Source organism: Synechococcus sp. MIT S9504 (genome assembly GCF_047497135.1).
GTDB lineage: Bacteria > Cyanobacteriota > Cyanobacteriia > PCC-6307 > Cyanobiaceae > Synechococcus_C.
The window spans coordinates 2,048,606-2,072,525 of sequence record NZ_CP138942.1 but is presented as its reverse complement, the minus strand read 5'-3'; the positions used below and the strand labels follow the sequence as shown (position 1 = coordinate 2,072,525).

The 23,920-nt window shown below is 52.1% G+C and carries 14 protein-coding genes; 8 read left to right on the top strand and 6 right to left on the bottom strand.

Annotated elements, in window-relative coordinates:
• Position 1 precedes the first annotated feature (1 nt).
• From SIB58_RS11505 to proC, 5 genes are all read left to right on the top strand, one after another.
• Entirely contained in the window at positions 2-919 is a 918-nt protein-coding gene (locus SIB58_RS11505) for an energy-coupling factor transporter transmembrane component T family protein (protein WP_066911977.1), read from the top strand.
• Between the two features lie 17 nt (positions 920-936).
• Positions 937-1,203, top strand: a complete 267-nt coding sequence (locus SIB58_RS11500) for a PipX family protein (RefSeq protein ID WP_066911974.1) — start codon at positions 937-939, stop codon at positions 1,201-1,203.
• 22 nt (positions 1,204-1,225) lie between these two features.
• Positions 1,226-1,879, top strand: coding sequence for a YggS family pyridoxal phosphate-dependent enzyme (locus tag SIB58_RS11495; protein ID WP_066911971.1), 654 nt, complete (start codon positions 1,226-1,228; stop codon positions 1,877-1,879).
• A gap of 106 nt (positions 1,880-1,985) precedes the next feature.
• Complete coding sequence (locus SIB58_RS11490) at positions 1,986-2,561, top strand: cell division protein SepF (RefSeq protein WP_066911968.1); 576 nt, start codon at positions 1,986-1,988, stop codon at positions 2,559-2,561.
• 12 nt (positions 2,562-2,573) lie between these two features.
• Positions 2,574-3,392, top strand: a complete 819-nt coding sequence (proC, locus tag SIB58_RS11485) for a pyrroline-5-carboxylate reductase (protein ID WP_255355660.1) — start codon at positions 2,574-2,576, stop codon at positions 3,390-3,392.
• Here the strand turns inward: proC and SIB58_RS11480 are convergent.
• From SIB58_RS11480 to hpf, 5 genes are read right to left on the bottom strand one after another with little or no spacing between them, the layout of a single operon-like run.
• Entirely contained in the window at positions 3,389-4,573 is a 1,185-nt protein-coding gene (locus tag SIB58_RS11480; RefSeq protein ID WP_067327523.1) for a glycosyltransferase family 4 protein, read from the bottom strand. The genes proC and SIB58_RS11480 overlap by 4 nt on opposite strands.
• 28 nt (positions 4,574-4,601) lie before the next feature.
• Positions 4,602-5,981, bottom strand: coding sequence for an MFS transporter (locus SIB58_RS11475; protein ID WP_066912023.1), 1,380 nt, complete (start codon positions 5,979-5,981; stop codon positions 4,602-4,604).
• 29 nt (positions 5,982-6,010) lie between these two features.
• Positions 6,011-6,799, bottom strand: a complete 789-nt coding sequence (recO, locus tag SIB58_RS11470; protein ID WP_067327506.1) for a DNA repair protein RecO — start codon at positions 6,797-6,799, stop codon at positions 6,011-6,013.
• Positions 6,796-7,476 carry a 2-deoxyribose-5-phosphate aldolase gene (locus SIB58_RS11465; protein WP_067327503.1) on the bottom strand — a complete coding sequence of 227 codons (681 nt, stop codon included), beginning with the start codon at positions 7,474-7,476 and terminating at the stop codon, positions 6,796-6,798. Before SIB58_RS11465 ends, recO begins: the two co-directional genes overlap by 4 nt.
• 37 nt (positions 7,477-7,513) lie before the next feature.
• Positions 7,514-8,101 carry a ribosome hibernation-promoting factor, HPF/YfiA family gene (hpf, locus tag SIB58_RS11460; RefSeq protein ID WP_066911959.1) on the bottom strand — a complete coding sequence of 196 codons (588 nt, stop codon included), beginning with the start codon at positions 8,099-8,101 and terminating at the stop codon, positions 7,514-7,516.
• 11 nt (positions 8,102-8,112) lie between these two features.
• Here hpf and lipB point away from each other — a divergent pair, with 11 nt between their 5' ends.
• The 3 genes from lipB (at position 8,113) to SIB58_RS11445 (ending at position 11,388) form a co-directional block, all read left to right on the top strand.
• On the top strand, positions 8,113-8,826 hold the full coding sequence (gene lipB / locus SIB58_RS11455) for a lipoyl(octanoyl) transferase LipB (protein ID WP_066911956.1): 714 nt from the start codon (positions 8,113-8,115) through the stop codon (positions 8,824-8,826).
• Positions 8,827-8,928: 102 nt separating this feature from the next.
• Entirely contained in the window at positions 8,929-10,872 is a 1,944-nt protein-coding gene (locus tag SIB58_RS11450; RefSeq protein WP_066911952.1) for an AMP-binding protein, read from the top strand.
• Between the two features lie 72 nt (positions 10,873-10,944).
• Positions 10,945-11,388 carry a YlqD family protein gene (locus SIB58_RS11445; RefSeq protein WP_066911949.1) on the top strand — a complete coding sequence of 148 codons (444 nt, stop codon included), beginning with the start codon at positions 10,945-10,947 and terminating at the stop codon, positions 11,386-11,388.
• Between the two features lie 565 nt (positions 11,389-11,953).
• Here SIB58_RS11445 and SIB58_RS11440 read toward each other — a convergent pair.
• Positions 11,954-23,815, bottom strand: coding sequence for a hypothetical protein (locus tag SIB58_RS11440; RefSeq protein WP_414494657.1), 11,862 nt, complete (start codon positions 23,813-23,815; stop codon positions 11,954-11,956).
• Positions 23,816-23,920: the final 105 nt, after the last annotated feature.

Sequence of the window (23,920 nt, the reverse complement as noted above, 5' to 3'; positions counted from 1 at the left end):
CATGGATTGGCTGAGGCAGATTCCGATCGGTCAGTACGTGGATGGTGCCGGTGGTTGGCTGCGTCAGCTGGATCCCCGCCTGAAGCTGTTGTGGGTTCTGGTGTTTCTGCTCACGCCTGTGCTGGCAGGTCCGCTGTGGCGAGTGGCACTTGTGGTGGCTCTCCTGTTGATCACGTTGGTGAGTGGATTGCCGCCTCGGCTTTGGTGGCGCTCGTTGCTGCTGGTCAGTGTTCTCGGTTGCGCGGTCGGAGTGCTGGCCATGTTGCTGCCGACTGGTGATCCTGGAGCCAGCGTGCACCTGCGGCCGCCGGGGGAGATTGCAGGTCTCACGCTGACATCACCCTCCTGGGAGTTGATTCGCCTTGGGCCTCTTCAGTTTGGATCTCTGAAACTTGGCCCGCTTGTGGTCGATCGCCGCTCGGCTGAGCTGGGGTTGAACAGCGCCACCCTGATCGTGACCGTTGTCCACAGCGTGAATCTGATGTTGCTCTCCACCCCCAGTGAGGAATTGATGTGGTCTCTGAGTTGGTGGCTGGCTCCTCTGGCTCGACTTGGCGTGCCGATTGATCGACTGAGCTTTCAGTTGCTACTGGCCCTTCGCTTTCTGCCGTTGGTCCAGGAGGAGCTCCAGAATTTGTTGCGCTCCCTCGCCAGTCGCGCTGTCAACCTGCGACGGCTCGGCTTTAAAGCCTCCTTTGCTCTGGTGCTTTCAGTGGGAGAGCGCCTCTTGGCCAACATCCTGCTGCGTGCTGAACAGGGCGCCGAAGCGCTGCTGGCTCGAGGTGGAACCTGGTTGCCTGCTGATGCGTTTCGTCCAGATCAGGCCACGAAGAGTGCTGCCCGCAGCATTCTGAACGGGGTGGCTGCTGTGGGGCTTGTCACTGTTCTGGTTCTGCGCGGAAGGTACGGTGCTCTCTGATCCCCGTTTTCAGGTCTGTGAGCGCTGAGGGTTATCTCAACCACCCCACCTTTGGGATGCTCTACAGAGTGGCTCCTGCCGGGGAAGGTCGTGACGTGTACGCCACGCTGTACGCACAGCGCATGTTCTTTTTGGTCACTCTGCAGCCTCGAGGGGCTCAGTTCGAGGTGATTCCCTATTTGGATGCGCGTCATCACGCTGAGTTGAATCTGGCCCGTCGTCGCCGGGATTCATCGGAGGATTACGGCAGCTGGAAGCAGTTGTTCGATCAGACCTTCATCTGACCATGCAAGACGGACAGCACGGGTGACGGAGATTGAGAGTCGCTGGCAGCAACTGCAACAGCGGCTCCCGCAGGGAGTCAAGTTGCTCGCTGTGAGCAAAACGCAGCCTGCTTCGGCAGTTCGAGAGCTGGCCGCTTGCGGTCAGATCGATTTTGGTGAAAGCCGGGTTCAGGAGGCCTTGCCCAAGCAGGAGGCCCTGTCGGACCTCACCGATTTGCGCTGGCATTTCATTGGCCGGTTGCAGGCCAACAAGGTGCGTGCGGTCGTGAAGGCCTTCAGCTGGATTCATTCCATCGACTCGATGGCTCTTGCGGAACGTGTCTCCCGCATTGCCCTGGAGGAAGGACGTTGTCCGTCAGTGTTGTTCCAGGTGAAGCTGAGGCCTGATCCCGCCAAGGGTGGTTGGGACCCTCAGACTCTGAAAGAGGCTTGGCCGGTGCTGCGCGAGTTTCCAGGCCTGAATGCCTCCGGGCTGATGACCATGGCCCCGTTGGGACTGGACAGCAACGAGCGTCAGGGTCTGTTCAGTGATTGCCGCAATCTGGCGGATGAGCTCGATCTGTCTCAGTGTTCGATGGGGATGAGTGGCGATTGGCCCCAGGCCGCCGCCGCCGGTGCGACCTGGGTCCGTGTGGGATCAGCCCTGTTTGGTGCGCGGCCGCCTGTGATCCCCTAATGGCGATGAACAGAGCAACGTTGCGAGATGGACATCAATTCATCTGGACACGCTTGCTCACAACTCCCTTGAGCGCTATTCAGGGTCAAGGTTCTGCAGATTTCCAGTGTCGTTGATTTCTCGCCTTCGTGCGGTCGTTGCTGGTGATGATTACCTCGACGGCGATTATGACGAGCTCGACTACGACACAGGTGAGCATGAAGACAACATGCAGGGCATGTCGTCTGTCAACACAAGCGCTCTGGCACCTCTGGATGCAGCCAATCCCTTTGAGATGGATCAGAATTTTACAGGCTCGAATGTAATCGGTATGCCTGGAATCAGTTCCGGCACAGCAGAGGTTTCACTGATGGAACCGCGCAGCTTTGATGAAATGCCAAGAGCAATTCAGGCCTTACGTGAGCGCAAGACAGTGATTCTCAATCTCACGATGATGGAGCCTGACCAGGCTCAGAGAGCGGTTGACTTTGTGGCCGGTGGAACCTTTGCCATTGATGGTCATCAGGAGCGCGTTGGTGAGAGCATCTTCCTGTTCGCCCCGAGTTGCGTCACCGTGACCAACGCCAGTCAGGACGAGAGCACCACGCCCACTGTGGTCACCAAGGATGTCGAGCAGGCTTCAGCCGAGAGCAGTGTCGCACCTGCTCCAGCCTGGTCCGTTTCCGATGCTGCCGCTCTCTGAGTTTTCTCTTCGGTGACCGTTTCCGTTGGTGTGATTGGCATGGGTCGGATGGCTCAGGCCCTGATCTTTCCTCTCATTGAGAAAGGCAAGCTTCAGTCAGCCGATGTCATCGGGGTTGTCGGCAGTCAAGCGTCCGTCGCCAGGTTGACTCCTGAATCGCCGAAGGGTTTAGTCATTGTTCCGGCATCTGATCCCCGGGCCATGGATGCCTGGAATGCCCCTGTTCAGTTGCTGGCCATCAAGCCCCAGCAGCTTGATGCTGTTGCTGAATGCGTTCCCCCCCCTGAATCCGGTCAGTCATCGCTGCTGATCTCGGTGTTGGCAGGTGTCACCCTGAAGCGTCTTCAGAGCCAATTCCCGGGGAGGGTGTGCGTGCGTGCGGTGCCCAATACCCCCTGTTTGGTGGGAGAAGGACTGTGTGGGTTGTCATGGGGAGAGGGCATCACAGCGCACCAGCGTCAGTGGGTGAAGGAAGCCTTTGATCCTGTGAGTGAGGTGCTTGAGCTGCCGGAGTCAAGGCTGGATGCGTTTCTGGCTCTGACCTCCTCAGGACCTGCCTATGTGGCTTTGGTTGCCGAAGCCATGGCTGACGGTGCAGTGGCCGCTGGTTTGCCGCGTGAGCAAGCCCACCGACTCGCTCATCGGACACTGGCCGGAACCGCCGCATTGCTCGATCAGCAGCAGCTTCATCCAGCTCAGCTCAAGGACATGGTTGCCTCGCCTGGTGGCACGACCATGGCGGCTCTGCGCAAATTGGAGAACGCCGGTGTGCGGACAGCCCTGATTGAGGCGGTGATTGCGGCCACTGAACATGGACGGGCCTTGCGCTAAGCCGCCAGAGGAGCTCTGCTCATCAGGTCACCGTATAAACGTTCGAGGGAGTCGATATTGCGGCTGATGGTGTATCTCTCCAGCACTCGCTCGCGGGCCTGTCGACCAAGTTCATGCGTCAGCACCGGTTGTTCGCGCAGCACCGGAAGCAAGGTGCGAAGCTGGCTCGTCACTCCCAGGGTGCTCATCACAATCCCTGCCCCACCGGCGAGCACTTCTCCATCGGCTCCGGCATCCGTGGCCACACAGGCACAGCCACTGGCCATGGCCTCAAGCAGTGCCAGTGACAACCCCTCCACAAGGGAAGGAAGCACGAAGACTTCGGCGCATTGCAGTAAGGCTATGCGCGTTGCCAGATCTGCTTCATAGCCCCACCAGAGCACGTCTTCGTCGTAACTGTTCTGAAGGGTGCTGCGCAGAGGCCCTTCGCCGACAATCACCAGACGACAGCCTTCCATCCGTACCAGACGCCAGGCCTGCAGCAGAGCCTCGACGTTTTTCTCGGTGGCAACACGCCCCATGTAGAGGAAGACGCGCTGCTGACCAAGGCGGGAGCGCACCTGATGCATTGGACTGCCGATTGCCGGTGTGATGCCCGGATCTGTCTTCAGCTCAGAGGGTCTCCACTGGTTGGTGTCAACGCCATTGGGGATGACGGCCAGACGGTCTTCACGCACGCCAAGACGCGCCAGGAATTCAGCCTGCAGATCGGAGAACACGATCACCCTGTCGTACCTGGAGAGTGCCGGTGCGTAGAGCTGATAGGTGAGTTGCTGTGTGCCTGCCGTCAGGTTGCGAAGGCTGGCATCGAAGGGAGGGTGGAAGGTGGCCACCAGGGGCACCCCCAATTGCTGACAGAGCTCCGGCAGTCGGAAATCCAGCGGCGAGAGCGTGAGGCTTGCATGCACCAGATCGGGTTGCAGGCGTTCCAGCGATTCGCGCAACTCACGCTGGGCACCCGGCGAGGGGATCGTGTAAACCTGCGATTTCACCAGATAGGGAAGGCTGACATCGGGATCATTGGCCAGCAGCGACGTGCTGCTGCCAGGTGCCTTCGGATTATCGAAGTGAATGAAACTGGTCTGATGACCCCGTGCCCTCAGGGCCTCCGTTGTGCTGAGCCCATAGGTGACATTGCCGCAGAACGGAGTTTTTTTGCCCAGCCAGGCAATATGCGTCACCGCCACCGTTCACAAGCCATGGCTGACGCTAGCAGCGCTGCCAGGGCCGTTCGAGCAAGGCGGCAATAAGAGCCAGCAGGGCGAGCAACCACAACACCGGACTGAGCCCGATGCTGCTGACCAGAGTGCCTGCCAGCACCAGCGGCAGACTGAGGGCAATGTTGATCAGGTTGTTCTGCAGGCCAAAGACTCTGCCTCTCTGGGATTCAGGAGTTTCCTCCTGGATGGTTGTCTGTGCCGGAATGGCGACCAGGGCGGCTCCGATGCCGAGGATCCCGCAGAAAGCCAGGGTGCTGTTGAGTGAGCCCTTGAACTGGCTGAGCAACACCAGTGAAAAGGTGATCAAGCCAAGGCCTGCCGCTGTGAGTCGACGCCGACTGAAGTGATGACCAAGCTGGGCCATCATCACGGCGCCAAGGGCCATTCCCAGTCCGCTCATCGCCAGCAACATGCCGAAACCAGAGGGCCCAAGGCTGCGAATCAGGCCTGCCAGTTGAAGGGCCAGAACATAGAGAGCGGCCAGCAGGCTGTAGAGCAACACCAGGTGAATCATGGCGTTGCGCACTGTGGGGATGCGCTTCAGAACCTGCAGCCCTTCTCCGATCTCGTGCCAGACCGACCGACCGTCGTTGTGGATCTCCCGTTCCCGATAGCGGACTGCCAGCAGGCTCAGCGCCGCCATGCCGTAACAGAACGGCAGCAGAATGAACTCTCCACCGCGCACTCCGACCGAGCTGAACAGGTGATTCAGTCCTCGCAGGATCGGCTCACCCAGAGCGAAGCCAACGATGGTGGCTCCCATGCTGGTGGTTTGGTACAGCGAGTTCGCTGCCAGCAGGTGTTCGCCTGGCACAAGCAAGGTGATGGCAGCCTGTTCGGCCGGTGCAAAGAACTGAGTGAGGATCGATTCGACAAACGTCATGCCGATCAGACCCCAGTAGCCCCAGGGCAGTCCAAGGATCAGGGGACCTGGAATCAGAAACAGAGGGGTCAGCATCACCATCAGTGCCCTCAGTCCGTTTGAGGCCACCATCACCCGCCGTTTGGGCCAGCGGTCAACCCAGACCCCCGCAACGCTGCCCAGAACCATCGCCGGCAGCGTGTTTGCCACGAAAATCCCTGTGGCCAGAAGGGTGATGACCTTTGTGCGGGTACTGATGTCGAGGCCGTAATCGGAAGCCACCTCGGCAAGAACGCCGTTCTGCTGTGTCGTGAGCAGCAAGTGCTGATCGATCAGAAAGACCATCAGCACGATGTAGAACTTGTCCGCCAGTTGGGAGAAGATCTGGCCGATCCAGAGTTTGCGAAAGTCGCTCAGGCGCAACACGGCCTGGAGACCGCGGCCTCCCTCCGGATTGTTGCCGGTGGGTAGGACCGGCTCTGGACTGTTCAGGGGGGATCCGCTCAAGGTTCCAGCAATGACCGGCTCATGATCGCTCACTGCGACGGCATGCAGTTGCCGACCATCTCCAGCGACCGCACTGGGCGGGGCAGATGGGTGCGGCACCAGCATTCCAGAACAGCCAGGAGCTTCAGCCACACCGGCCGTGGGCCCATCAGTCCGCCATCGCGTCTCCTTGGCAGTTCCGCCCTGGGCAACCGTTGCAGAAGAGCCAGCTCGGATGGGTTGAACTGAAGTGTGGCGCCCGGTAATGAACCGATCGCAAGTCCCTCCTCAGGCAGAAGGCTGCAGCGCCAATCCCACTGGCCGATCGGAGGAGATAGCTCTGCTCCTGTCCGGCAGCAAACCTGCAGTGGAATTCCGTAGCCCCCCAGCGCCAGCAGATGGATTCCCGCCTGCACGAGCATGGCCAGGCAGAGATCTGCGTCGGGTTGGGTGGAGCGGCTCAGGGTTTCAAAGCTTTCGAGATGAATCAGCACCGTCTCCAGCATTCCAGGAACAGGGTCGCAGTCGCTGACAAGGGCAATGGCAAGTTCCGCCAGAGCCTGGGCTGCAGCGAGCGTTTCCAGTTGTTTCGCAACACCGCTGTAGTTATGCACGACCTGCAGCTGCCTCACCCTCTTCAAACTGCGACGACCCACCACCTGCAGATTCAGCAGGGTGAGCGGAACTGCAGCGGCAAGGCTGCTGCGTGGTTTGCGCGCTCCAGGCACGGCCAGGCGCACGACACCCTCTTGATCACTCAGCAGGGTCAGCAGTCGGTCATGCTCGCCGAGGGGGCCCACCTTGAGGGCCAGGCCCGTCAGGCGCTTGTCCCCACTCATCGCGGTTGTCGCAGGGCCTTCACCAAGGCTGGGCCATGACCTGTGCCCAACGCGATGGCTCCTGCTTCCACGAGATCCAGCGCCTGCTCCAGCTCCCGGATCCCGCCGGCGGCCTTGATGGCGCAACGGCCTCTGGTGAGCTGCCGCAGTTCTCGGATCTGGTCCGCTGAAACGGCAGCCCCGAATCCGTTGCCGGCCTGGAGCGATGCAGCGCCTGCATCCATGGCTGCCTCCGCGGCCAGAGCAAGCTGCGCTTCATTGAGCTGATTGACATCCAGCACCACAGTCATGGGCAGATCCAGTGCTGCGATCGCTGCCAATTCCTCGGCGAAGCTGTTGGCACGGCCGTTCACAAGCGCTGACCAGTCCGGTGTGACTTCGAGAGCTTCGGCCCCATGGGCAGCCGCCCATTCGGCTTGGGCCTGTTTCAGCTCGGCGGGCAGCGCTCCGAATGGGAAGGCGACGGTGGCGATCAACTTCACCGGTCCCTGGCCTCCCAGGCGCCTGCGCACGACTTCAAGGTGAGTGAGGCTGACGCAGACACCGCCGAATCCCAGTTGGCGGGCGGCGTCGCAGAGCGTGAGCAGTTCCTCCTCCTGCAGCAGTGGATTGAGCAGAGCCTGGTGAATCAGAGGGGGGATGTCCGGCAGGTCCTGCCGGCGCGGTGACTTGGTCATCGCTGAGCAAACGACGGATCAAGCCGTCACGAAAGGTTCAGTTGCGTGCCTGGATCACTCCATAGCCACCGTGGTTGCGCCGATAGATCACCTGGAGCTCGCCGCTTTCACTGTCGCGGAACAGATAAAAGTCATGGTCGATGAGATCCAGCTGGGTGCGGGCATCATCCAGCGTCATCGGTGGCATGGCGAAGTATTTGCGCCGTACCCCCGGACTGGGCAGCTGAGCCTCCTTCCCCTCGAGCAGTGAACCGTCCACGGGGCTGTCATCCAGCACAGCTTCAGTGGTTGGGGTCTCAGTGGCCCGGTGGCCATGGCTGTGGTGATGGTCGCTGTGGCGTTCTTTGAAGCGTCGCAGCTGCCGTGCCAGCTTGCTGGCCACAAGGTCAATGCTGGCGTAGAGATTCTCACTGCGCTCCTGGGCACGAATCACTGTGCCGTTCGCGAAGACGGTGACCTCGGCCGTCTGCTGGGGAACGCGGGGATTGCGAGCCACCGATAGATGTACATCCGCTTCCTGAACAAGATCGTTGAAGTGATGGATCGCTCGATCAAGCTTCGTCTCGGTGTAATCCCGTAATGCGGGAGTCACATCCAGATTGCGACCATGGATCAAGAGCTTCATGCATCCCTCCGGTGCCTGCGCCTAACGGAAAGCTAGTGACGCCGTTGGATTCCGGAACCGGGTCTTCGGCATTTCTTTTTCAGCCTGATCAGCTGGTGCCTTTCCAGCAGGCCTGGGATCTGCAGCGTCGCTGGCAGAAGCGTTTGCTCCTGGAGTCAGCAGCCGAAGCTGATGCGGAAGCGGTCTGGCTGCTGCAGCATCCACGCTGTTACACCCTCGGCCGCGGCGCCAGTGAAGATCATCTGCTGTTCGACCCAGAGCATCCGCCCGCCCCACTGCACCGCATTGATCGTGGTGGGGAAGTGACGCATCACGCACCCGGTCAACTGGTTGTTTACCCAGTGCTGGATTTGCGCCGTCGTCGCACCGATCTGCACTGGTATCTGCGTCAGTTGGAACAGGTGGTGATTGATGTGTTGCAGGTTCTCGGCCTGCAGGGGCAACGCATTGAAGGACTGACCGGGGTCTGGCTCGATCAGCGGAAGGTGGCGGCGATCGGTGTGGGATGCCGTCGCTGGATCACACAGCATGGTCTTGCCTTGAACGTGAATTGCGATCTGGAGGGTTTCGCGTCCGTGGTGCCCTGTGGCATCAAAGGACGAGCTGTCGGTCGACTTTGCGACTGGATTCCTGATCTGGAAATCGAGATCGTGCAACCTCTGCTGCGCGATGCCCTGGCCGCACGTTTCGAGCTGGTCTGGCAAGAGAGCACTCAAAAGCCTTGATGTCCGCATCAGCCTGATTCGCGAAGCTGTTTGATTGCCGAAGCCGTTCGATTGCCGAAGCAGCCTTGAGGTGATAGGCCTGGGCGACTGCATACCGTTTTCGTGACTACCGCCGCCAAATCCACCTGGTATCCAACCTCCCGAGAGCAGGCGGCACTGGCTCGCCAGGCCCATGTTCAAAGTCTCGGCCGGGTGGATCAGGTCTGGCCCTGGCTGAAATCCCATCACGGTGATGTGATGGCTGTTGATGCCCCACATGCCGCGCATCCCGAGCGTCTCAGCTATCAACAGCTGGCGGAGCGGATTGATCAAGCCGCTGCCGCATTCCGCAGTTTGCAGATCGGCAGTGGCGATGTCGTGGGCCTTTTCGCGGAGAACAGTCCTCGCTGGCTGGTGGCCGATCAGGGTCTGATGCGGGCAGGCGCCATTGATGCGGTGCGTGGTGCAGCAGCACCTGTCGAAGAGCTGCGCTATATCCTCGAGGATTCAGCGGCCGTCGCGCTGGTGGTGCAAACCGCTGATCTGTTGCAGCGCCTACAGCTTCCCGCGGATCAGCAGGAGCGACTGCGTTTTGTGCTCGTACTGGAGGGTCCGGCTCCTGCTGGTGCGCTCGACTTCGACGTTTTTCTGGCCCTTGGCAAGGGCCAGGGAGCACCGGATCCAATGACCGGGCGGGACCGTGCCTCTGCGCCAGCCACCACGGCCACGATCCTTTACACGAGCGGAACCACAGGTCGGCCCAAGGGCGTGCCACTCACGCATGCCAACCTTCTGCATCAGATGCGCAGCCTTGCCTGCGTCACCCGACCGGAACCGGGATCACCGGTGTTGAGCGTTCTGCCGATCTGGCATTCCTACGAACGCAGCGCCGAGTACTACTTCTTCTCCTGTGCCTGTTCGCAGAGTTACACCACGATCAAGCAGCTCAAAAAGGATCTGCCTCGGGTCAAGCCCGTGATCATGGCCACGGTGCCCAGGCTGTGGGAAGCGGTTCAGGCTGGCTTCGAGGATGCCGTCAAGACATTTCCCGCATCCCGTCAACGCCTGTTGAGGGCTGCCCTGGCCAACAGCACGGCCTACACCCTCGCTCGACGCCGCAGCCGTGACCTGATGATTCAACCGTTGCGCAAGCGCGACCGTCTCAGGGCTGCGGCAGAGGCGAGCCGCCGCTGGCCCGCGCATGCGCTTGCTTCCAAGCTGATCTGGCCCAAGCTGAGGCAGCAGTTGAGTGGCGGAGAACTGCGTTATCCGATCAACGGAGGAGGTGCCATTGCTCCCCACGTGGATTCCTTCTTTGAAGCGGTGGGCATTGAGCTCTTGGTTGGGTATGGCCTCACGGAAACCAGTCCGGTTGTGAGCTGCCGGCGGCCGTGGCGCAACATTCGCGGCAGCTCCGGTCTGCCCCTCCCGGAAACAGAATTCCGCGTTGTTGATGCCGAGACCAGGAAGCCACTCGGGTTCCGGGAACGTGGGGTTGTGCTGGTGCGCGGTCCTCAGGTGATGGCTGGCTACCTGGGCAAACCTGAAGCCACAGCCAAGGTTCTCGACGCTGATGGCTGGTTTGACACAGGCGATCTAGGCATGCTTCTCCCCGATGGGTCTGTAGTCCTGACCGGACGGGCCAAGGACACGATCGTGCTCAGCAGCGGTGAAAACATTGAGCCTGGGCCGCTTGAGGAGGCGTTGGTTTCCAGCCCCCTGATCGAGCAGGTGATGTTGGTGGGGCAGGACGAACGTCAACTTGGAGCCCTGGTGGTGCCGCGGCTAGAGGCGATCAAGGCCTGGGCCAGCTCCCAGGGCTGCGATCCAGGTGATGACCTGGGCGGTCATCCTGGTGATGAGCGCCTGCTCAAGCTGCTGCGCGGAGAGCTGAACCGACTGTTGGCTGACCGTGTTGGATCCAGGGCTGATGAGCGTCTTGCCGGCGTGGCTCTTGTGGAACCCTTCTCGATTGAGAACGGCCTGCTCACCCAGACGCTCAAGCAACGCCGAGATCGGATCACGGACCGCGATCGCTCGTCAATCGAGAGCGTGTACGGCCGCTGAAAGCCATCACGCCAGGGTTGGGTTGACCATCCGCCGTGGTGCTGAGACGCTTAGTTCTGCTTCCCCGCCCCGATGTCTGACGGCACCACTCTGTCGATCAAGCGTTCCATCACTATCCGTGCCGTCGTAACGCCGGCGTGGAAGGAAGAGGCCGAGCGTGAGCTGAGCGCAGGTATCTCCACTACCGACCAGCAACTGGCCCAGCTCGAACAGGAGGGTCAGCAGGTTGTGGATGACGTTCGTCGTCAGAGCGCCAACCCACTTGATCCACGTGTGCAGGAGCAGGTCGCTCAGGTGCAGCAGCAGGTTGCCGCCAAGCGGGCTGAGCTCGAAGAGCAGAAGCGCAATCTTCTTCAGCAGCAGGCCCAGGTTCGCGACCTTGAAATGGAACAGATTGTGGATCAGGGTCAGCTTGAGAGCTTCTGCGACATTCAGGTGGGCGATAATTTGGTCGAAAAGATGCAGGTTGCACTAGTAGTGCGCGATGGAGTGATCGAATCCATAGCGCAAGGGTGATATCAGTTGATAGCCATGTAAAAAATTAGCTCAATTATAATTTTCACTCATTCACTTTTTCTTATTAAACGCTAGACCCTAGGGGCGAAGCTTTATTAAATACATCAAATCACCATACTCCTGGCTTTTTTTAGCGGGAAATGTTAGAAAATATATTATTAGCATTAAAAGTTGATGCAGGACTCGCTTAATTAATGCTATCAGCTTGTGATTTTTATCGGTATTAGTTAGGCGTAATTTTTTTAATCACCTATTTTTTGCATCGTACACTTCGAGAGATTTGCTATATTTTAAAGAAGCCGATTTATTATAAAGATTGGTCACTATTATGCGCAAGAGAGATTAGTTTTTCGAGATGTCTCTCCCTTAACTATTGGCCATATATTATTTATAGCAACTCAAGAAAAATTGAGCTATTGAAGCTACTCTGATTTATCGGCAAACGGAAACTTCACTTTTGTTGGGGCACTTTGGTTGGTTTTAAAGAATTGAATATAACAATATAGTGAATATTATTTAGATATTAAAGCTTTAAAGGTTCATTTTTGAAAAGTTTATCGGTGTTTTACGCTAAGGGATTGAATGTTAGGCCAATCACCATGTCGTCGTAGTCTCCTGTTGATGATTTGCCAATAATATCTTCAAATCCGAACTGGTTATCGCCCAAAGTACGGAAGTGTGAAACATTAGACTTATTAGCTGCTCCAAAAGCAAAAAGAGATTCACCTTCTACGATGGCGTATGGTGCAATGTGTGTGAACTCAGAAATCATAAAATTAATATCTTTTGTTTTATTGTTGTCTACTGTTAAGTTGTCAAGTTCTGAAACTCTGTTTGATGCAAGCAAAGCTGCATCTGCGTAGCCAGCATCACTCGGTAGCAGTAAAGCACCATCTTCAGAAAGAACACGTCCTAGATTATCAACTGTTCTGTAAAATCCAATTACAGAATCGAATTCTGCATTACGTGCAATCCGCGCAACGCCAGTTAAAACCTCTCCTTGTGTGAAAGGCGAAAAATCTAATACTTCTGAAATGTGCTGATCTTGAGCAACTAAATCTTCCACATCAGCAGGAGACGATTGGCTAGAGAGATTTAGATTTAAATTTTCTCCATTTGAAAGAGCGAGCGAACCATCTGAGTTCACAGACTGTGAAAGCCATGAAAAACGTTTATCATTTAGATCGTTAATATCAGACATATCATTGTCTTCAATGGCAAAAAAGCGAATGCTTTGACCGTTTAGTAATTGAAAATTTCTTTCAAAATCAAACAAGTTTTTTAGTGTTAAATCAGCTTCAAGACTTTCAGCTTCAAGGCTCGTTAGGAGATTAACGGAACGGCTTTTGATCTCTGATAAATCAGAAAGTATTGTATCTGCTGAACTTAATTCAGAATTTTCTAATAAAACAAAACCGATTGAATGAATGTTGTCGTCACCACTAGTTAGAGTAGCTTTGAGATTAAATGATGCGGGCGTAGTATTGTCGGCGGCGTCTGCAAAATTGATTAAATTATTTTTTGACAAATTAAATGTAGGATTCAAATCTTTAGAGGCAATTGTTGAGAAGTTGAGGGTATTATTATTTAATTTTCCGTCTTGATCTCCAGGTTTCCCGTCAATTTGAGAAAGAGAGACGAAATCTTCAACACCGTCTTTGTTTAAATCGAAATACCTGGCTCCAATTTGAGTAAGTGGGTTGTAATTAAGTGCTTTAAGATTGCCTAGGTGATTTGACTGGAAGTAAACTAGCCCTTTGCTGTCATTTCTTGAAAGGCTTAAATTTGGTGCGATCAATGCAAGATTGAGGTTAAAATTTGCGTCTCGATGATCTTTGTTGATGGCCATATTATAAGATAAAATCTTATTACTTAAAGTCATGCCCTTTTCGGCTAACAAAGATTTTGTTTTCTCGGAAATCATATCCATAGATTTGGTTAGTTTTGCAGTGCCTTTCAAAATTCTTTCTTTTGAGGTCACGAACAAATCAAAATTATTAGTCGATCTAGCTGAATTTTGAAGTGTTGTCGAATTATTTGTAGACGTGTCGGCCTTGTCCTTCCTAGCGGTATCCCCTTCACCATCAAAGTTTCTACGATTTCTGTTGGTATCTAATGACTGGATTGTTATCATCTGAATTGTATCGCTGCTGTTACCGGCAATGTCTGTTGCAGTGACTTTTGCGTTGCTTGTTGTTGCTACACCAGGAACATCGAGTTGCCAATTATCTCCAGACGTTGTCAGTGCACTGTCTGTTCCAAGACGATATTCTTTGCCGCCAAACTCAATTTTAAGACCACCTTTAGAATCGTTTGGATTGTAAGTACCTGAAATTTGGGTTACAGGGTCAAGGGTTTTAAAGTCACCTTTGGTTCCAGTGTCGCTGACCATCGAAGTAATGGCAGGAGCCGGTGGAGCTGTGAGGTCTACAACAATTGCTTGATTGGCGCTCGCTTGATGACCATCACCGTCAATGATCGTTGCTTCTGCATCGCCAGATGTGGACTTGCCTGGAACAACCAAGCTCCAGTTGTCACCTGTGTTGGTCAGCTCAGAACCCGATGTTGTTGTGTATGTCGTACCACCGAACTTGACGTTGAACGAACCTGCAGCGGCTTTAGCTGCGTCGAATGTTCCATTGATAGTGAGGGATTCATCGTTGGTGATGAAATCACCAGCTGTGCCGGTGTCAGTGTTTATGGATGTCAACGCAACGGAAGGAAGCGTTGCAATTGTGATTAATTGAGTTGCATCGCTGCTGTTACCGGCAACGTCTGTTGCAGTGACTTTTGCGTTGCTTGTTGTTGCTACACCAGGAACATCGAGTTGCCAATTATCTCCAGATGTTGTCAGTGCACTGTCTGTTCCAAGACGATATTCTTTGCCGCCAAATTCAACTTTAAGACCACCTTTAGCGTCGTTTGGATTGTAAGTACCTGAAATTTGGGTTACAGGGTCAAGGGTTTTAAAGTCACCTTTGTTTCCGGTGTCGCTGACCATCGAAGCAATGGCAGGAGCCGGTGGAGCCGTGAGGTCTACAACAATTGCTTGTTTGGCGCTCGCTTGATGACCATCACCGTCAATGATCGTTGCTTCTGCATCGCCAGATGTGGACTTGCCTGGAACAACCAAGCTCCAGTTGTCACCTGTGTTGGTCAGTTCAGAACCCGATGTTGTTGTGTATGTCGTACCAACGAACTTGACGTTGAATGAACCTGCAGCGGCTTTAGCTGCGTCGAACGTTCCATTGATAGTGAGTGATTCATCGTTGGTGATGAAATCACCAGCTGTGCCGGAGTCAGTGGTTATGGATGTCAACGCAACGGAAGGAAGCGTTGCAATTGTGATTAATTGAGTTGCATCGCTGCTGTTACCGGCAACGTCTGTTGCAGTGACTTTTGCTGTTCCGGTTGTTGTTACACCAGGAACATCGAGTTGCCAATTATCTCCAGATGTTGTCAGTTCACTGTCTGTTCCAAGACGATATTCTTTGCCGCCAAACTCAACTTTAAGACCACCTTTAGCGTCGTTTGGATTGTAAGTACCTGAAATTTGGGTTACAGGGTCAAGAGTTTTAAAGTCACCTTTGTTTCCGGTGTCGCTGACCATCGAAGCAATGGCAGGAGCCGTAGGAGCCGTGAGGTCTACAACAATTGCTTGTTTGGCGCTCGCTTGATGACCATCACCGTCAATGATCGTTGCTTCTGCATCGCCAGATGTGGACTTGCCTGGAACAACCAAGCTCCAGTTGTCACCTGTGTTGGTCAGTTCAGAACCCGATGTTGTTGTGTATGTCGTACCACCGAACTTGACGTTGAACGAACCTGCAGCGGCTTTAGCTGCGTCGAACGTTCCATTGATAGTGAGTGATTCATCATTGGTGATGAAATCACCGGGCGTGCCGGAGTCAGTGTTTATGGATGTCAACGCAACGGAAGGAAGCGTTGCAATTGTGATTAATTGAGTTGCATCGCTGCTGTTACCGGCAACATCTGTTGCAGTGACTTTTGCTGTTCCGGTTGTTGTTACACCAGGAACATCGAGTTGCCAATTATCTCCAGATGTTGTCAGTTCACTGTCTGTTCCAAGACGATATTCTTTGCCGCCAAACTCAACTTTAAGACCACCTTTAGCGTCGTTTGCATTGTAAGTACCTGAGATTTTGGTTACAGGGTCAAGAGTTTTAAAATCACCTTTGTTTCCGGTGTCGCTGACCATCGAAGCAATGGCAGGAGCCGTAGGAGCCGTGAGGTCTACAACAATTGCTTGTTTGGCGCTCGCTTGATGACCATCACCGTCAATGATCGTTGCTTCTGCATCGCCAGATGTGGACATGCCTGGAACAACCAAGCTCCAGTTGTCACCTGTGTTGGTCAGTTCAGAACCCGATGTTGTTGTGTATGTCGTACCACCGAACTTGACGTTGAACGAACCTGCAGCGGCTTTAGCTGCGTCGAACGTTCCATTGATAGTGAGTGATTCATCATTGGTGATGAAATCACCGGGCGTGCCGGAGTCAGTGTTTATGGATGTCAACGCAACGGAAGGAAGCGTTGCAATTGTGATTAATTGAGTTGCATCGCTGCTGTTACCGGCAACATCTGTTGCAGTGACTTTTGCTGTTCCGGTTGTTGTTACACCAGGAACATCGAGTTGCCAATTATCTCCAGATGTTGTCAGTTCACTGTCTGTTCCAAGACGATATTCTTTGCCGCCAAACTCAACTTTAAGACCACCTTTAGCGTCGTTTGGATTGTAAGTACCTGAGATTTTGGTTACAGGGTCAAGAGTTTTAAAATCACCTTTGTTTCCGGTGTCGCTGACCATCGAAGCAATGGCAGGAGCCGTAGGAGCCGTGAGGTCTACAACAATTGCTTGTTTGGCGCTCGCTTGATGACCATCACCGTCAATGATCGTTGCTTCTGCATCGCCAGATGTGGACTTGCCTGGAACAACCAAGCTCCAGTTGTCACCTGTGTTGGTCAGTTCAGAACCCGATGTTGTTGTGTATGTCGTACCACCGAACTTGACGTTGAACGAACCTGCAGCGGCTTTAGCTGCGTCGAACGTTCCATTGATAGTGAGTGATTCATCATTGGTGATGAAATCACCGGGCGTGCCGGAGTCAGTGTTTATGGATGTCAACGCAACGGAAGGAAGCGTTGCAATTGTGATTAATTGAGTTGCATCGCTGCTGTTACCGGCAACATCTGTTGCAGTGACTTTTGCTGTTCCGGTTGTTGTTACACCAGGAACATCGAGTTGCCAATTATCTCCAGATGTTGTTAGTTCACTGTCTGTTCCAAGACGATATTCTTTGCCGCCAAACTCAACTTTAAGACCACCTTTAGCGTCGTTTGGATTGTAAGTACCTGAGATTTTGGTTACAGGGTCAAGAGTTTTAAAATCACCTTGGTTTCCGGTGTCGCTGACCATCGAAGCAATGGCAGGAGCCGTAGGAGCCGTGAGGTCTACAACAATTGCTTGTTTGGCGCTCGCTTGATGACCATCACCGTCAATGATCGTTGCTTCTGCATCGCCAGATGTGGACATGCCTGGAACAACCAAGCTCCAGTTGTCACCTGTGTTGGTCAGTTCAGAACCCGATGTTGTTGTGTATGTCGTACCACCGAACTTGACGTTGAACGAACCTGCAGCGGCTTTAGCTGCGTCGAACGTTCCATTGATAGTGAGTGATTCATCATTGGTGATGAAATCACCGGGCGTGCCGGAGTCAGTGTTTATGGATGTCAACGCAACGGAAGGAAGCGTTGCAATTGTGATTAATTGAGTTGCATCGCTGCTGTTACCGGCAACATCTGTTGCAGTGACTTTTGCTGTTCCGGTTGTTGTTACACCAGGAACATCGAGTTGCCAATTATCTCCAGATGTTGTTAGTTCACTGTCTGTTCCAAGACGATATTCTTTGCCGCCAAACTCAACTTTAAGACCACCTTTAGCGTCGTTTGGATTGTAAGTACCTGAGATTTTGGTTACAGGGTCAAGAGTTTTAAAATCACCTTGGTTTCCGGTGTCGCTGACCATCGAAGCAATGGCAGGAGCCGTAGGAGCCGTGAGGTCTACAACAATTGCTTGTTTGGCGCTCGCTTGATGACCATCACCGTCAATGATCGTTGCTTCTGCATCGCCAGATGTGGACTTGCCTGGAACAACCAAGCTCCAGTTGTCACCTGTGTTGGTCAGTTCAGAACCCGATGTTGTTGTGTATGTCGTACCACCGAACTTGACGTTGAACGAACCTGCAGCGGCTTTAGCTGCGTCGAATGTTCCATTGATAGTGAGTGATTCATCATTGGTGATGAAATCACCGGGCGTGCCGGAGTCAGTGTTTATGGATGTCAACGCAACGGAAGGAAGCGTTGCAATTGTGATTAATTGAGTTGCATCGCTGCTGTTACCGGCAACATCTGTTGCAGTGACTTTTGCTGTTCCGGTTGTTGTTACACCAGGAACATCGAGTTGCCAATTATCTCCAGATGTTGTCAGTTCACTGTCTGTTCCAAGACGATATTCTTTGCCGCCAAACTCAACTTTAAGACCACCTTTAGCGTCGTTTGGATTGTAAGTACCTGAAATTTGGGTTACAGGGTCAAGAGTTTTAAAGTCACCTTTGTTTCCGGTGTCGCTGACCATCGAAGCAATGGCAGGAGCCGTAGGAGCCGTGAGGTCTACAACAATTGCTTGTTTGGCGCTCGCTTGATGACCATCACCGTCAATGATCGTTGCTTCTGCATCGCCAGATGTGGACTTGCCTGGAACAACCAAGCTCCAGTTGTCACCTGTGTTGGTCAGTTCAGAACCCGATGTTGTTGTGTATGTCGTACCACCGAACTTGACGTTGAACGAACCTGCAGCGGCTTTAGCTGCGTCGAATGTTCCATTGATAGTGAGTGATTCATCATTGGTGATGAAATCACCGGGCGTGCCGGAGTCAGTGTTTATGGATGTCAACGCAACGGAAGGAAGCGTTGCAATTGTGATTAATTGAGTTGCATCGCTGCTGTTACCGGCAACATCTGTTGCAGTGACTTTTGCTGTTCCGGTTGTTGTTACACCAGGAACATCGAGTTGCCAATTATCTCCAGATGTTGTCAGTTCACTGTCTGTTCCAAGACGATATTCTTTGCCGCCAAACTCAACTTTAAGACCACCTTTAGCGTCGTTTGGATTGTAAGTACCTGAGATTTTGGTTACAGGGTCAAGAGTTTTAAAATCACCTTTGTTTCCGGTGTCGCTGACCATCGAAGCAATGGCAGGAGCCGTAGGAGCCGTGAGGTCTACAACAATTGCTTGTTTGGCGCTCGCTTGATGACCATCACCGTCAATGATCGTTGCTTCTGCATCGCCAGATGTGGACATGCCTGGAACAACCAAGCTCCAGTTGTCACCTGTGTTGGTCAGTTCAGAACCCGATGTTGTTGTGTATGTCGTACCACCGAACTTGACGTTGAACGAACCTGCAGCGGCTTTAGCTGCGTCGAACGTTCCATTGATAGTGAGTGATTCATCATTGGTGATGAAATCACCGGGCGTGCCGGAGTCAGTGTTTATGGATGTCAACGCAACGGAAGGAAGCGTTGCAATTGTGATTAATTGAGTTGCATCGCTGCTGTTACCGGCAACATCTGTTGCAGTGACTTTTGCTGTTCCGGTTGTTGTTACACCAGGAACATCGAGTTGCCAATTATCTCCAGATGTTGTTAGTTCACTGTCTGTTCCAAGACGATATTCTTTGCCGCCAAACTCAACTTTAAGACCACCTTTAGCGTCGTTTGGATTGTAAGTACCTGAGATTTTGGTTACAGGGTCAAGAGTTTTAAAGTCACCTTTGTTTCCGGTGTCGCTGACCATCGAAGCAATGGCAGGAGCCGTAGGAGCCGTGAGGTCTACAACAATTGCTTGTTTGGCGCTCGCTTGATGACCATCACCGTCAATGATCGTTGCTTCTGCATCGCCAGATGTGGACTTGCCTGGAACAACCAAGCTCCAGTTGTCACCTGTGTTGGTCAGTTCAGAACCCGATGTTGTTGTGTATGTCGTACCACCGAACTTGACGTTGAACGAACCTGCAGCGGCTTTAGCTGCGTCGAATGTTCCATTGATAGTGAGTGATTCATCATTGGTGATGAAATCACCGGGCGTGCCGGAGTCAGTGTTTATGGATGTCAACGCAACGGAAGGAAGCGTTGCAATTGTGATTAATTGAGTTGCATCGCTGCTGTTACCGGCAACATCTGTTGCAGTGACTTTTGCTGTTCCGGTTGTTGTTACACCAGGAACATCGAGTTGCCAATTATCTCCAGATGTTGTCAGTTCACTGTCTGTTCCAAGACGATATTCTTTGCCGCCAAACTCAACTTTAAGACCACCTTTAGCGTCGTTTGCATTGTAAGTACCTGAAATTTGGGTTACAGGGTCAAGAGTTTTAAAGTCACCTTTGTTTCCGGTGTCGCTGACCATCGAAGCAATGGCAGGAGCCGTAGGAGCCGTGAGGTCTACAACAATTGCTTGTTTGGCGCTCGCTTGATGACCATCACCGTCAATGATCGTTGCTTCTGCATCGCCAGATGTGGACATGCCTGGAACAACCAAGCTCCAGTTGTCACCTGTGTTGGTCAGTTCAGAACCCGATGTTGTTGTGTATGTCGTACCACCGAACTTGACGTTGAACGAACCTGCAGCGGCTTTAGCTGCGTCGAACGTTCCATTGATAGTGAGTGATTCATCATTGGTGATGAAATCACCGGGCGTGCCGGAGTCAGTGTTTATGGATGTCAACGCAACGGAAGGAAGCGTTGCAATTGTGATTAATTGAGTTGCATCGCTGCTGTTACCGGCAACATCTGTTGCAGTGACTTTTGCTGTTCCGGTTGTTGTTACACCAGGAACATCGAGTTGCCAATTATCTCCAGATGTTGTTAGTTCACTGTCTGTTCCAAGACGATATTCTTTGCCGCCAAACTCAACTTTAAGACCACCTTTAGCGTCGTTTGGATTGTAAGTACCTGAGATTTTGGTTACAGGGTCAAGAGTTTTAAAATCACCTTGGTTTCCGGTGTCGCTGACCATCGAAGCAATGGCAGGAGCCGTAGGAGCCGTGAGGTCTACAACAATTGCTTGTTTGGCGCTCGCTTGATGACCATCACCGTCAATGATCGTTGCTTCTGCATCGCCAGATGTGGACTTGCCTGGAACAACCAAGCTCCAGTTGTCACCTGTGTTGGTCAGTTCAGAACCCGATGTTGTTGTGTATGTCGTACCACCGAACTTGACGTTGAACGAACCTGCAGCGGCTTTAGCTGCGTCGAACGTTCCATTGATAGTGAGTGATTCATCATTGGTGATGAAATCACCGGGCGTGCCGGAGTCAGTGTTTATGGATGTCAACGCAACGGAAGGAAGCGTTGCAATTGTGATTAATTGAGTTGCATCGCTGCTGTTACCGGCAACATCTGTTGCAGTGACTTTTGCTGTTCCGGTTGTTGTTACACCAGGAACATCGAGTTGCCAATTATCTCCAGATGTTGTCAGTTCACTGTCTGTTCCAAGACGATATTCTTTGCCGCCAAACTCAACTTTAAGACCACCTTTAGCGTCGTTTGCATTGTAAGTACCTGAAATTTGGGTTACAGGGTCAAGAGTTTTAAAGTCACCTTTGTTTCCGGTGTCGCTGACCATCGAAGTAATGGCAGGAGCCGTAGGAGCCGTGAGGTCTACAACAATTGCTTGATTGGCGCTCGCTTGATTGCCATCACCGTCAATGATCGTTGCTTCTGCATTGCCAGATGTGGACTTGCCTGGAACAACCAAGCTCCAGTTGTCACCTGTGTTGGTCAGCTCAGAACCAGATGTTGTTGTGTATGTCGTACCACCGAACTTGACGTTGAACGAACCTGCAGCGGCTTTAGCTGCGTCGAATGTTCCATTGATAGTGAGGGATTCATCGTTGGTGATGAAATCACCGGGTGTGCCGGTGTCAGTGGTTATGGATGTAACAGCAACAGACGGAGCTGGTGAAATTGTGATTAATTGAGTTGCATCACTGCTGTTACCGCCAGCGTCTGTTGCTGTTACTGTTGCAGCTCCGGTTGTCGCCACACCAGGAACAGTCAGATTCCAATTATCACCAAGTGTTGTGAGTTGGCTGTCGGTTCCAAGTACGTATTCTTTACTATTAAAGTCTACTTTCAGCCCACCAACTGCATCGCTTGAATCGTAAGTTCCAATGATCTTGATTGAAGTGTCAATCGTTTTAAAGTCGCCTGCGGTACCAGTGTCACTTTCAATGGAATCAATAGTTGGAGCTCTAGGTGGAGTTGTATCTGTATCATCAATCACCGTCAGCGCTTTATTACTTGAATTGAATAAACCGTTGGTATCAACGGTATAGGCTTCAATTTTGTATGTGCCTACAGCTAATGTTTTTGAATTAAAGGACCATGTGCCAGCTGAATAATTAACAGTTAAAGGGTTAATGGTGTTTCCATCAAAATATGTGTTGCCTGCTAATGTAATATTTAAAGTCCCATTTCCTTTTGAAGGAACTGCGATTTTGTCGAAGGTTCCGCTGACTGTAAGTGTTGTATCAGTAGTAACGAAATCTCCAGGAGTACCTGTATCGTCAGCGATGGCCGTGACAACTGGCGCCGTTGGTAGGCTCTGAATGACGATTTCTTGGTTTGCGGTTGCACTTCCTGATGCATCGCTGACGGTTGCACTAAGCGTGTAGGTACCAAATCCAAGGGTTGTTCCGGTGAAGTCGTAAGCCCAATCGTCTCCGATTTTTGTTGTCGGGTCTTTATCTTGGAAGATAAAATTATCACTGGAATCCTTTAATGAAAGTTTGATTCCTGTTGCTGTTGTGGACGAAAAGATACCATTAAAAACAAGTGTTTGATCACTTGTTTTCTTATCACTTGTAGAAACGCCATTGTCATCCGAAATTGATTCAATTGAAGCCGAAACAATATTCAGTTCTTGGTTTGTTGTGTGCTTGGTTGAATCATGAACAATCGAAGCTTCAATGTCGTATTTGGCTGCATCTAATTGTGAAGGGAGCGTGAGCACCCATTTACCATTATTTTTAACGTCGAGGGCCGAATCAGTTTCTTTGAATGATTGAGTCGCATTTGTTGATTTGTTTTTAACAGTAACTTCAATTGTTTTTTCATCGTTTGTACTTACATTGCTATAGGTACCGTTAATGACAACATCTTTGCCGGTCGTCACAAAGTCTGTTTTTGAAGCTCCGTTGTCAAAATCAATGCTGTCAATAAGTATCTTTGGCGCTGCTCCAAAAATCAGTTTTCCTGATCCTGTAAGAGTAAATAAAGATTCAGCAAGCCCTGCTGTGGGCCTGAAGATCATGGTAATTGGATTGGCACCAATAGGTTGGGTGTTGTCCCAGCTTCCTCTGCCGTCGTAGTAAGACCTGTAAGTTCCGGGGGCTACAGTTGGAATATAAATAGATTGGAATCCATATGTTCCCTGAAATCCTGATGTCAGATTAATTCCATCAGGACTGTTGTTGTCGTAAAGAGTTTTATCTGAGGTGTTTTTGGAGAAGAAAAAGTTTTCTCCCGGCTTGAAGCCTGCATCTGATATCTCTTGCTTGCCTTGACCGTTTTTTCCCTGGATAAAAGTACTCGCTGTGGTGCCATTTACCTTGCTGGGAATAACAATATTACCTGTGATTTTTGGGGGGTTGGTGGGTAGAAATGTTTGATTTTGAATGTTTCCACCTTGACCGTAGGCTTCAACTGTGTAATCGTTAGGATTTGACCCATCTCCTCCACTTTTTAGTGTGTACAGTGACAGAGCACCTTCTGTAACTGTGTTTTCACTCGCTAGAGGGTGCCATGTGCCGTAGTAATTGATAATTCCAAACGTTCCGTTTAAATTATCAACAACATCAAAACCAAGAGCATTTGTGTGTAAACTGAACGGTAAGTTACTTAATTGACGATCGAGATGATCTTGTCCTGCGTGTATTAGGCCAATACCTAGTCCAAGTTCTGATGTGGACGATTTAACAGTCGCACCTGTTAACTCTGAAAATGTTTCACCTATACCACCTTTAACGCCCCCGAAGCAGGACCACAAACTTATTTCGAATCCAGATAACAGATTTGCAAGATTGTGTTCAGCAAGATGTTGTTTTAAGTCTTCAACTGATACAACGCTGCCAAGGGTTAAGGATCGATGACTTCCGTGGGCAATGAGTTTTATTTTTCGAATTTTTGTAGTTGCAAGCTGCCGCAGAGCAGCCCCGATTGATTCGTAACCGTCGTCCCAAAGGATATCCTTCGGTAACAATGGTATAACCTGTTGAGATGCAAAAATTCTAGATTGGGATTTGGCGTAAAATCCAGTTGCAACTGCTGTGGTTTGGCTGGAGATCTTCATTAGATCAAACTAAGTATCTTAAAAATAGAGAAATTATGGCTTGTTGATTGTATTTTTTGTGTCGTAAATCATAATAAATTGTTGTCGGTGGTTTGCCTTTTTTCA